Below are 12040 nucleotides of genomic sequence, written 5' to 3'. Positions count from 1 at the left end.
CGGCAATGAACGTTACAGTGCTGAAAAGATAATCATTACTGCCGGAGCGTGGGCGGATCAATTATTAAAACCAATGGGTATTGAATTTCAGCTCTCATCCCAAAAAGCACAAATCGTCCATCTTCAAATGGAAAATATGAAAACGGATGATTGGCCCGTTGTAATGCCTCCAAATGATCAATATATTCTCGCTTTTGATAACGGCCAAATGGTAATAGGCGCGACCCATGAAGACCATGAAGAGTTTGATTTACGCGTCACTGCAGGCGGTTTACATGAAGTCTTTCACAAAGCGTTGACCATGGCACCTGGATTAGCAGATAGTACATTTGTTGAAACCCGTGTCGGTTTCCGTCCATTTACACCTAATTTTCTGCCGATCATAGGGAAGGTTCCAGGTTGGGAAGGACTTCTTCTCGCCAACGGACTTGGGGCGTCGGGATTAACTATCGGACCATTTCTAGGTGCACAACTGTCGAAGCTCGCGCTTGATGAACGAGTCGATATCGATTTGGCTTTGTACGATGTGTCAGGTGCAATAATAGACTAACCGTATGAGTTACAAAAAAACGAACACCCCCGTAGAACATTTTTCTACGGGGGCGTTTCTAATTCTTAATTATCTTCAATAATTTCGATATGATGTTCGCCCCAAGCACCACGTGCTAAGGAGACGCAATCAATCAATAGGGTGAGACTGTGTTTTAGTTCCAGGTAGACAGAATGGAGCTCTAGGTAGACAGAAAGGAACTCCAGGTAGACAGAAAGAAGCCAGGTAGACAGAAATGCCTTCCAGGTTACACAAAATGCTTTCCCGAGTTTTCGAGTACTTGCCTTTGATAAAAAAATAGGAGGAATAAAGAAAGTTCACTAAGTACAAACTAAGGTTTTCAATAAGTAAGAGAGGAGAATTCGAAAATGAGTGAAAGAAAACCTCCACATCAGCAAATGTCTGAAGAAAATAATGGTTTGTCCGCTGCGCAGGAAGTGTTGTACAACGAAGAGTTCAACAAAGCAGACAAAGCAAGTGGATTAGAAGGCGTTAAAGGCATCAAGAAGAAAGACGAGAAAACTAAAAATAAATTAAACTGAATAGAAAAAGAGGCCATTCCTAGTTGAAACTTCAACGTTGGAATGGCCTCTTTTTATACACTAATTTTGTAAAGTGCCTTTTTAAAAATTCTTATATCGTTGTCGTTGTCTTTTTCTTATCAAAGGCATTCATGACTTGATCAAGCATGCCTTTACCATTACCACTTTTCGTGAATTCGTTGACTTGCCCTTTAAGTTTTTCTCGAGAATCTTTGTTGAGCATTAGGAAAGCCGCTCCAAGTCCAAGTGCTGCCAATGCCATCGTATTTCTTTTCATTATCAAACCCTCCTGATTTATTTTAGTAAAAGTGTTGTAGTTGAATATTTCCCCAAATGTGTATGTTCAAACATACGAATCTTGTAATTCCGACAGAACTTGAAATATTTGTATTTTCAATACAATATGTGCATATTTATTAATTTACGGTTGTATCCCTATATATTCTTCTTTATAATTATCGTATATTTCAGAAAATGTTTGGAAGTGTAAAGATGGAAATCACCTATTCACCACTTGGAGAAGAAGCAATTGTCTTAGAAGTTGGACAAGAAATTACAAAAGAAGCAACCAACCTGGTGCGGTCAATCACCCGTAAAATCGAACAAGCTTCTATTGACTCAGTTGTAGAAGTAATTCCTGCATTTACGACCGTCACTGTTTTTTATAGAGTGTCTGCCGACAATCAATTTGAAGATATGAAGGATTGTCTAACTAAGATACTGCACAATAACAATGATTCGGAAAAAGTAGACCAACGGACCATTGAGATTCCCGTTTGCTATGGAGGCGAGCACGGACCGGATCTCGAGTTTGTTGCGTCTCATAATCAATTAAAAGTTGAAGAAGTGATTGCCATTCATTCTTCGGGTACATATGAAGTGAATATGATTGGATTTGCCCCAGGGTTCCCGTTTATTGGAGGCATGTCCGAAAAAATTGCTGCTCCTCGTCGCTCGACTCCTAGGCTCCGTATCCCCGAACGGTCTGTCGGAATTGCTGGAATGCAGACTGGTGTTTATCCGATTGAGACGCCTGGTGGCTGGCAATTGATCGGTCGGACGCCGATGGATTTATTCCTTCCGCATGAAGACGTTCCAAGCTTGCTACAAGCGGGAGATCTCATAGTCTTCAAGCCAATAACAGAATCGGAGTATGCAGAATGGGAGGGGACAACTCATGCTGATGATTGATAAGGAAGGTTTGCAAACGACTGTTCAAGATCTTGGCAGGAATGGTTTTCAAAAATATGGCGTTATTGTTAGTGGCGTTATGGATTCTTATGCACATCGTCTGGCGAACATATTGGTCGGCAATGAAGAGACGAAAGCAACGATCGAAATCACATTAATGGGCCCACATATAACATTTCTTGAAGACTGTTTATTTGCATTAACTGGCGCGAATCTATCACCCGTCATTGATGGTGTACCCATAAAAATGTGGCGCCCGATTTTTGCCAGAAAAGGTTGCAAGCTGATTTTTGGAAAGCCTGTAACAGGTTGCCGAACGTATATGGCGGTTGCTGGAGGAGTTGCTGTACCTAAAGTGATGGGGAGTCAGTCTACCTATATACGAGCGAGTATCGGAGGGTTTAACGGAAGAGCCTTGCAAAGAGGAGATGTTATTCCGGTTAATGACGCCCCACAACAAGTTAAAGGTTTTATCAACAAGCTCTCTAAAGAAATAAACGATAGGTCATTTATGCAAGTGGAATGGACATTAAAGTCCGAAGCCATTCCCACCTATCAAAAGGATGAGACGGTGCGTGTCATAGAAGGAAGACAAGCACATTTATTCTCTAAAAAAAGTAAAGATGATTTCCTTAATCAGGTTTTCCAAATCACTTCAGATTCCGATCGGATGGGTTATCGATTGAAAGGAACTGAACTTAGATTAGAAGTACCGAAAGAATTGCTTTCAGAGGCAGTGTCATTTGGTTCCATCCAGGTGCCCCCTGATGGACAACCCATCATTTTGATGGCAGACCGACAAACGACTGGTGGCTATCCAAAAATAGGACAAGTTGCATTTATTGATTTGCCGAAAGTGAGCCAGCTGAAGCCTGGGGAAACCATTCGTTTTGAAAAAATATCCTTGGAAGAAGCACAAAAAGCAATGATTGAGCAGAGAAAATTGATCGATCAATTAACGCAATCCATTTCACTCAAATTTAAGGAGAGTAAATGAAAATGAAGTATCAAGTCGATTTAAATTGTGATATGGGTGAGAGTTTTGGAGCCTACAAAATGGGAAACGATGAAGAGATACTGGATTTTGTGACATCTGCAAACATCGCGTGTGGCTTTCATGCAGGCGATCCTTCAACGATGCGCAAAACGGTTAAACTCGCACTCGAAAAAGGCGTAGGCATTGGTGCGCATCCTGGGTTTCAAGATTTGACTGGCTTTGGTAGACGAAATTTTTCAGTCACTCCTCAGGAAGCTTATGAAATCGTGGTCTATCAAATTGGGGCATTGTTTGGCTTTGTAAAAGCGGAGGGTGGCGTGATGCAACACGTCAAGCCACATGGTGCATTATTCAACATGGCGGCTACTGATTCGGCATTGTCTGAAGCTATTGCAGAAGCGGTTTATGCAGTGAATCCTGAGTTAGTACTCTTTGGTTTATCCGGCAGTGAACTCGTCAGAGCTGGCGAGAAAATCGGGTTACGCACGGCGAATGAAGTATTCTCCGATCGTACTTATCAAACAGATGGAACATTGACGAACCGAAAAGAAGCTAATGCACTGATAACGGATACGGAAACAGCCATTCACCAAGTCGTTCGAATGGTTAAAGAAGGCAAGGTCACAAGCATCAGCGGAAAAGAAGTTTTGATTCAAGCCGACACTGTGTGTATTCATGGAGATGGACTGCATGCACTCGATTTTGCACAACGTATTTCTCAAGTCTTGAATTCATCTGGAATTGATATTCAAAAAATTTCAGAGTTCAAATAAATCATAAGGGGGATCCACATGAAAGCTGAGAACAAATTGAAAAACACAAACAGGAGTTTATTGCTAGGTGCAGCCTTCCTGATGGCGACTTCTGCGATAGGACCAGGATTTTTAACTCAAACGACGGTCTTTACCGAATCCCTTCTTGCAAGTTTCGGATTCGTTATTCTGATTTCCATTATTATTGATATCGGCGCTCAGTTGAACATTTGGCGAATCATTGCGGTCTCTGAAAAACGGGCACAGGATATTGCAAACGATATATTGCCGGGCCTTGGTTACTTTCTTGCAATTTTAATTGTTATGGGTGGTCTTGCATTCAATATCGGAAATATTGCAGGTGCTGGTCTTGGAGTAAATGTTTTATTCGGAATCTCTGCACAGACGGGAGCCATTCTCAGCGGAATTCTTGCCATCGGTATTTTTGTTGTTAAAGAAGCGGGCAAAGCGATGGATAAATTCGCGCAAATATTAGGTTTCATCATGATTGGATTAACTGTATATGTCATGTTTACTGCAGATCCTCCAGTAGGAGAAGCGGTTGTGAAAACTTTTGTTCCAGACAAGATTGATATTTTGGCGATTGTAACATTGGTAGGAGGAACGGTTGGGGGTTATATCACCTTTGCCGGAGGTCACCGATTGATTGATGCGGGTGTCAAAGGTGTAGACTCGCTTCCTGAAGTGAACCGTAGTGCAGTATTTGCAATTGTAGTTACTGCTATTATGCGAATTGCCTTGTTCCTTGCCGTTCTTGGTGTTGTGTCACAGGGGTTAAAACTTGATCCTTCTAATCCACCTGCATCTGTTTTCCAATTGGCAGCTGGTAACTTTGGTTATAAAATTTTCGGGATAGTAATGTGGGCCGCAGCAGTTTCTTCTGTAGTAGGTGCGGCCTATACATCCGTTTCATTCATTCGTACATTCCATCCGTGGTTAGAAAAACATCATCAAAAAATCATTATCGCGTTTATTGCGATTTCAACTATCGTCTTTGTATTCGTCGGTCGTCCGGTCAGTATTCTTGTACTARTTGGATCTGTAAATGGTTTAATTTTACCGATTGCGTTAGGCGTTATGCTTATTGCGGCGTATAAATCGAAAATTGTAGGTGACTACAAACATCCAATGTGGATGACTATTTTTGGAATCATTATTGTTATCGCGATGTCGATTATGGGTGTTTACACCTTAATTGAAGGAATTCCTCAATTGTTTAAATAGAAATCTCTGTTAATCGTACATTTACATTAGCGGCATGTTCCGCATGAGCCAACACTCTCTTTGATGTGATGCATGCCGCAAATGCGCTATTTCGAGATTTTTAATACTTCCTATAATGCCTTAAAAGAAAGGGGGTTTAACTTGATGAAACCATCTGAAATAAGAGGAACGATGCGCAGTGGTGAGATTTCTTCACCAACTTCTGGGTTGTGTGAAGAGTACATTCAAGCAAATCTGGTTATTTTACCGAAAGATTTGGCTTTTGATTTTCTATTGTTCTGTCAAAGAAATCCCAAATCTTGTCCGCTAATTGACGTCACAGACGCAGGTTCGTATATTCCGAAAATGTCTGCACCCAAAGCTGATTTACGTACTGATTTACCAAGATACCGCATCTATCGTAATGGAGAAGTCGTGGATGAGCCTACAGATATTAAAGAGTATTGGACTGACGAAATGGTCGGTTTCCTGATCGGCTGCAGCTTCACATTCGAAGATGCGCTAATTAAAAATGGCATTCCTATGAGACACAATGAAGAAGGCGTTAATGTGCCTATGTATAAAACATCAATTGAAACGTCGCCTGCAGGCAAATTTGCGGGACCGACAGTCGTCAGCATGCGTCCAATGAAAGAAGCGGATGTCATTCGGGCAGTTCAAGTCACCAGTCGTTTTCCATCGGTTCACGGTGCACCGATACATATCGGAAATCCAGAATCAATCGGTATAAAGGACATTCAACATCCGGATTTTGGCGATGCAGTGACGATTAAAGACGGAGAAGTACCCGTCTTTTGGGCATGTGGTGTGACACCCCAAGCAATTGCTATGCATATGAAGCCTCCATTGATGATCACTCACGCACCTGGTCATATGTTCATCACAGATTTAAAAAGTGAACATATAAGCGTGATTTGATTCTGACTGCTACCTTTGAACATCCACAATTACTGAAGTATCTCTTGGTTTATGACTGAGAGGTACTTTTTTGTGCTAGTATAAGCAATACAAGGTTAATTGGACGTGACCAAAACAAACGGAAAAGGAGGACCTTTAATTGAAATTCGTAAAATCGAAAATGAAGCAACTCGTAAAAGAAAATGAGGAACTGAAGATACGCTTAAAGCAAATCATGAAAGAACATGAGCTTGAAAAAGATTTCGCCCTTAAAGCGATGTACCATACTGATGTAGTAGAAGGGAAATTTCAAGCAAAATATCAGGAACTTTCATAATCAGCTTATTAGCAACAAGAATCCAAATCAGGGAATTACCTGGTTTGGATTTTTCTATATAATGGGATATTTAAAAAGTGTATGTGTACAGTTAATGACAATCTCCTATATTTCTTTGTAAACATGACGTTTGTCATACTACTCTTATGATACTTACACTTGTGAAAAACATTGCTTCTTACCATACTAATACATTCAAAGGAGTCTCCATTCATCCTGTTGATTTCCTAAATTAACCATTTTTATTAATCACTTAAGTGGTATTAAAAGGAGCTATGGCCATGAACCAATCAAATATTGCATGGGTTACGGATTCAACTGCTACCCTGTCTACAGAATTTATAGAAAAACATAATATCTATGTGGTACCGTTATTCGTTATTTTCGGAGAAACCGCTTACAAAGAAAACGTTGAAATCAGTTCAAGCGAATTTTATAAAAAACTTGCGTCCGCTAAGGATTTACCTAAAACTTCACAACCTTCTCCAGGCGAAATGCTGGAGCTGTTTAATGAAATAAAAAACAAATACAAGCACGTTATTGCCATTCATGCGACAGGTGCCTTGACTGGTGCGTATAGTGGTGCAGTCTCGGCGACAAAAGAAGCTGTAGTAGATGCGTTTGTTCTGGATTCTCAAATTGGATCATTTCCACTTGGAAAAATGGTGGAGCGTGCTGTGGCGTTAGATCAACAAGGAAAAACATTTGAAGAAATCGTTTCTGAAATCAAGACGTTGCCTGCAAAAGGTCGCCTGTTCTTAACGCCCGGCAGCCTTGAACAACTCCACAAAGGTGGGCGTGTAACGGGTTCACAAGCCGTGTTTGCAACTCTATTGAATATGAAAGTCGTCTTGAAATTTCATGAAGGACGTGCAGTGTTGTCCGATAAAGTACGAAGTCATAAGCGTGCCATCGCCAAAATGGCCGACTATTTAGAAGCCGAAAAAAATCACGTAAAAGAAGTGACTGTCCTCCACGCGGATAATTTGAAAGAAGCGACTCAAATGAAAAAAGAACTTCAAACGCAATATCCTCAGATTATTTTCTCAACAACAGAACTTAGTCCCGTGCCGGGCACTCATACGGGAAGAGGAACTGTCGGTCTTGCTTGGTTAGGAGAATAAGAATATTTAGAACTTAAAAAGTCGCCAAACCCTATGTATGGGATGGCGACTTTTTTGTTGTGTGGGCTCAACATGTATTGTCTCTTAGTGAAACGATGCTCTCGTTTTTGGAAATAAATCCTTCACTACAAATCGTGGATCTAAGTCGTGACTTTTATGAGAGTTAGTTGGAATAGTGATAAGTAAAGATAAAAAGAGACGCGAAGTGACAAAATCACATTGCGTCTCTCTTTGTAAATTCGAGAAATGAATTCCATTGTTTATGCTATTACGTTACCTTTTACGCGTTCAACTTCTTCAAGTCTAGCTTGAACTTGCTCTTCGCTTAAGGCGTGCTCCACGATATAGCGGTTGCGTGGATGCGTGCGACAAGCATCCGAACAGCTGCGCATATATAAGTGTTCGTTTTCTTCTGAACAAAGAATTTTATCATTACATTCTGGGTTAGCGCAGTTTACGTAACGCTCACAAGGTGTACCATCGAAATGATCTTTTCCGACGATTACGTGCTCGACTTTGTTGATCGGCACAGCAATGCGTTCGTCAAAGACATACATTTGTCCGTCCCAAAGCTGACCTTTCACTTCTGGGTCATTACCGTAAGTATGGATTCCACCGTGAAGTTGACCTACATCTTCGTAACCTTCTTTGACTAACCAACCGGAGAATTTCTCACAACGAATTCCGCCTGTGCAGTAAGTCAAAATCTTTTTGCCTTCGAATTGTTCTTTGTTTTCGCGCATCCATTGTGGCAAGTCACGGAAGTTTTTAATTTCCGGACGAACTGCCCCACGGAAATGACCTAGATCGAATTCATAGTCATTACGTGCATCGATGACGATTGTATCATCCTGTTGCATTTTTTCGTAGAATTCTGTTGGGGACAAGTATTGACCAGTAATTTCGTTCGGGTTGATATCATCTTCTCCAAGACCAAGATGTACCACTTCATTTTTCGCACGTACATGCATTTTTTTAAACGCATGACCTTCCGCTGCATCAATTTTCCACATCATATCTGCAAAACGTTCATCACTCTTCATCATATCCCTGTAGGCTTGGGTCTGTTCGATGGTTCCAGAAACGGTTCCGTTAATTCCTTCATGAGATACAAGAATACGACCCAATAAGCCGATTTCTTTACACGCAGCCAAGTGAGTTTGTGCGAATAATTCAGGTTCATCTATTAATACATATTTATAATATAACAAGACTTGATAAGCATTGTTTTCCATTTTAATTTAACCACCTTAATTTTATGGTAATTCAATCAATAAATATAGCATAAAAGTGATGAAATGAACAGTGCTAATAGGGAAAACAGACTGTTAAATTGTGTAGGAAAAGTGAATTTTAGATAAGTGGGGGTGAAATGGAGAAAAGGAATGGCGAATGCTGGATAAGACCATGTGAAATGGAGATATCCATCACTGAATTCTCGATATCCTTCCACTTAATCCAGATATCGAAAAAACCTTTAAAGGATAACGTCCATATTTTCTCGAATAGGATCCAAATGAACTTAATTCAACGGGGTGTATTGGTATGAAGGTTGATGTAATTGTTGTGGGAGCGGGGCTTGCTAGTAACTTATCAAGCATAATCATAATGAGACGTCTGCCTTCTTTTTGGAGGCAGACGTTTTTGTTTATATGAACGTTTAAAGATTTTGTGCAACCTGGCCCCTCATTCAGTCTACCTGGATCGCCGAACTGTCTACCTGAACAAGCATTCTCGTCCGGACAAGCCAAATGCGCAACAGAGAAGGAATTATTTTGTCTCCTGGAGTATCAGATATATTATTTAGGCGGATATTTATATTAATTATATAAAAATTTTAAATATTTTATGCAATATATTGCATTTCATTTAAAAAGAGAGTAGGATTACTGACAGTGATAGTTTCAGTATGCAATATATCGGAGTTGCATGAACTACAATCTTTCAAATTGCAGGAGGTAAACAAAATGGATAAAAAATTATCGTTATCAGCATACTCTGTCATTGGATTGATGCTGTTCGCTTTATTCTTTGGTGCAGGAAACTTAATATTCCCGGCAACTCTTGGTCAAAATGCAGGCACGAATGTATGGTTGGCAGTAGCTGGCTTTTTATTAACTGGAATTGGTTTACCGTTTCTTGGCATACTCGCAATGGGCTATTCAGGAAGTCGTAGTTTACAAGACCTTGCAAGCCGTATCCATCCGGTATATGGCGTCATTTTCACTGCCTTGCTGTATTTGACAATCGGACCGTTATTCGCAATTCCAAGAACTGGTGCGGTTTCGTTTGATATCGGTGTGGCTCCATTTTTAGGAGAAGGCCATGAACAGATTGGGTTAATTGTCTTCACCATCATATTCTTTGCTATAACACTTTGGTTATCTCTGAATCCGTCGAAAATGGTTGATCGTATCGGGAAATTTTTATCTCCAGCTATTTTAGTACTGCTGGGAATTTTACTTGTCATGGTAATCTTTAATCCGCTTGGCTCGATCCAAGCACCTCAAGACTCATATGCCAATGGTGCATTCATGAAAGGCTTCACTGAAGGCTATAATACGATGGATGCGCTAGCATCACTGGTATTCGGGATTATCGTCATTGATATTATTCGGAAAATGGGTGTTACATCCACTCCTGGAATTTTAAAGGCGACAGCTAAATCAGGCGCAGTAGCTACTTTCTTACTTGGCGTGATTTATGTAGGTGTTGCTTATTTAGGAGCTACGAGTACCGAAATGTTTGGTTTATTTGATACTGGTGGACCAGTGCTTACGAATACAGCTGCTTATTATTTTGGAACATTTGGTACCCTAATGATGGCTGTCATTATTTTTCTTGCCTGTTTAACGACTAGTATCGGTCTGATTACGGCATGTGGGGAGTATTTCCATAGCCTATTCCCTAAGGTGAGTTATAAATTATTCATTATCGGTTTTTCAACATTTTCATTTATCATAGCCAATTTCGGCTTATCGAACATTATTACTTACTCGATTCCAGTGTTGATGTTCTTGTATCCGTTGGCTATCGTCTTGATTATCTTAACGTTCGCATCACCGTTGTTTAAGCATTCGCGCATGGTTTATGTTTCGGCAACGGTCGTTACATTGATGGTGAGCAGCATAGATGGACTGAAAACGTTATGCACTTCATTAAACATGGAGTATTTCGATTGGATGAAACCAGTCATTTCGTTTTATGAAAACTACTTGCCTTTTTATGAACAAGGTCTCGGCTGGCTGATTCCTGTGCTCATTGTCATGGTGATTACAGGAATTCTCGCTTACGTAAGAAAAGCTTCACTCGCTTATTCACAATGATTTTAACCTAAAAACCCTCAAATCTCAGATACTTTTAAAGTATCAAGATTTGAGGGTTTTTTTATAGTTCTTCACGAGTATAAAATTCTTCTATTGCACGTAGCCAGTTGTCCCGCATCACTTGGGAGACGGATGCGGCATCACGTTTTTTTAATAATTCGATGATGGTAGCATGCTCCTTAATCGAATGGGTCGTCAAAACGATTGAATTATGGAAGAACTGTCTGAGTACATGGGCTTGTAAATTAGCAACCATCGATGTGATATAGGGATTGTTTGCGGCATCTACAATAATTTGATGAAACTCTTCATCAATTTTCAAGGCTGAAAAATAGTCTTTTGTTTGGATTGCATGTGAAAATCGTTCATTTGTATCTTCCATGTTATGAATCGTTTTTTTATCTAAGTTGGGTATCGCTAATTCGGCAGACAGTGCCTGCAAGGCGGCTAACGGAGGAAGGAGATCTTTAATGTCTTCTTTTCTCACAGTTGTGACCTGCGTGGCTTTTCCGGGAAACATTTCAACGAAACCTTGAACTTCAAGCAATTGTAACGACTCTCGGATAGGTGTTCGGCTGACACCCAATGCTTGAGCCAATTCCGTATCGTTCAATTTTTCTTCAGGACGTAATGTACCGTCAATAATCCATTGCTGCAACTGGTTAAAAGCATTCTCTTTGGCAGAGATGCGAATGGGTTTGGCATGATTAGTGGGTATCGGCATATAGGTAACAACCTTTCCTATCAAGAAATAATATGTATAAAAATGGATGATTTCTTCCATTATACAACAAATACTCTGTATGTGATATATTGCACTTTGAATTTAGCATTAATTTTAATTTATATCATATTCCAGTAATATAAAATAGATGATAAATAATACCAAACTAAAGGTGTTGAAGAGTACGAAGGTGGACGTTATTACCGCTTGATTTTGGAGGATAATATTTGTATTCATGCTTGGCATCTTTTACACTGACCTCAATTCAACACTGGAAAGCGGGTGGCATAATGTTTGGATTTAATGATTTGTGGAAATTTTTCTTTTCATTTTTCTTGGTGATGCCTCTTGTGAC

The 12040-nt window shown here is 40.1% G+C and carries 13 protein-coding genes; 10 read left to right on the top strand and 3 right to left on the bottom strand.

Translation table 11 applies throughout. From position 1 onward, the window contains the following. Positions 1-550: NAD(P)/FAD-dependent oxidoreductase (locus AC1DSB_RS06785; RefSeq protein WP_477586204.1), on the top strand; the 550-nt coding region annotated here is incomplete at its 5' end. Between the two features lie 368 nt (positions 551-918). Further along, complete coding sequence (locus tag AC1DSB_RS06780; protein ID WP_016428554.1) at positions 919-1092, top strand: YfhE family protein; 174 nt, start codon at positions 919-921, stop codon at positions 1090-1092. A 91-nt stretch (positions 1093-1183) separates the two neighbouring features. Here AC1DSB_RS06780 and AC1DSB_RS06775 read toward each other — a convergent pair whose 3' ends face one another. Then, positions 1184-1369, bottom strand: a complete 186-nt coding sequence (locus AC1DSB_RS06775) for a hypothetical protein (protein ID WP_477531112.1) — start codon at positions 1367-1369, stop codon at positions 1184-1186. Between the two features lie 215 nt (positions 1370-1584). Between AC1DSB_RS06775 and pxpB the strand changes: the two genes are divergently transcribed. The 7 genes from pxpB to AC1DSB_RS06740 all read left to right on the top strand — a co-directional run bounded on the left by pxpB (position 1585) and on the right by AC1DSB_RS06740 (position 7635). Then, entirely contained in the window at positions 1585-2283 is a 699-nt protein-coding gene (gene pxpB / locus AC1DSB_RS06770) for a 5-oxoprolinase subunit PxpB (RefSeq protein ID WP_477531113.1), read from the top strand. Then, positions 2270-3280 carry a 5-oxoprolinase subunit C family protein gene (locus tag AC1DSB_RS06765; protein ID WP_477531114.1) on the top strand — a complete coding sequence of 337 codons (1011 nt, stop codon included), beginning with the start codon at positions 2270-2272 and terminating at the stop codon, positions 3278-3280. The genes pxpB and AC1DSB_RS06765 overlap by 14 nt, the downstream gene beginning before the upstream one ends. A gap of 2 nt (positions 3281-3282) precedes the next feature. Next, on the top strand, positions 3283-4053 hold the full coding sequence (locus AC1DSB_RS06760) for a 5-oxoprolinase subunit PxpA (protein WP_477586202.1): 771 nt from the start codon (positions 3283-3285) through the stop codon (positions 4051-4053). Positions 4054-4071: 18 nt separating this feature from the next. Next, complete coding sequence (locus AC1DSB_RS06755) at positions 4072-5277, top strand: NRAMP family divalent metal transporter (RefSeq protein WP_477586200.1); 1206 nt, start codon at positions 4072-4074, stop codon at positions 5275-5277. 144 nt (positions 5278-5421) lie between these two features. Next, positions 5422-6195, top strand: coding sequence for a putative hydro-lyase (locus AC1DSB_RS06750; protein WP_477531117.1), 774 nt, complete (start codon positions 5422-5424; stop codon positions 6193-6195). 139 nt (positions 6196-6334) lie between these two features. Further along, positions 6335-6511 (top strand): hypothetical protein, encoded by a 177-nt coding sequence (locus AC1DSB_RS06745; RefSeq protein WP_016428547.1) that lies wholly within the window; start codon positions 6335-6337, stop codon positions 6509-6511. A 281-nt stretch (positions 6512-6792) separates the two neighbouring features. Further along, entirely contained in the window at positions 6793-7635 is an 843-nt protein-coding gene (locus AC1DSB_RS06740; RefSeq protein WP_477531118.1) for a DegV family protein, read from the top strand. 260 nt (positions 7636-7895) lie between these two features. Here AC1DSB_RS06740 and trhO read toward each other — a convergent pair whose 3' ends face one another. Beyond that, positions 7896-8870, bottom strand: coding sequence for an oxygen-dependent tRNA uridine(34) hydroxylase TrhO (trhO, locus tag AC1DSB_RS06735; RefSeq protein ID WP_477531119.1), 975 nt, complete (start codon positions 8868-8870; stop codon positions 7896-7898). Positions 8871-9602: 732 nt separating this feature from the next. Here trhO and brnQ point away from each other — a divergent pair. Next, the gene (brnQ, locus tag AC1DSB_RS06730; protein ID WP_477531120.1) at positions 9603-10961 is read left to right on the top strand and encodes a branched-chain amino acid transport system II carrier protein; all 1359 of its coding nucleotides are present in this window, start codon (positions 9603-9605) and stop codon (positions 10959-10961) included. Positions 10962-11022: 61 nt separating this feature from the next. On the opposite strand, the gene AC1DSB_RS06725 is transcribed toward brnQ, so the two are convergent. Next, positions 11023-11685, bottom strand: a complete 663-nt coding sequence (locus tag AC1DSB_RS06725) for a GntR family transcriptional regulator (RefSeq protein ID WP_036659523.1) — start codon at positions 11683-11685, stop codon at positions 11023-11025. Positions 11686-12040 lie beyond the last annotated feature (355 nt).

Source organism: Paenisporosarcina sp. P4_E4_2 (assembly GCF_056401595.1).
This window is presented reverse-complemented; position numbering and strand designations above follow the sequence as displayed.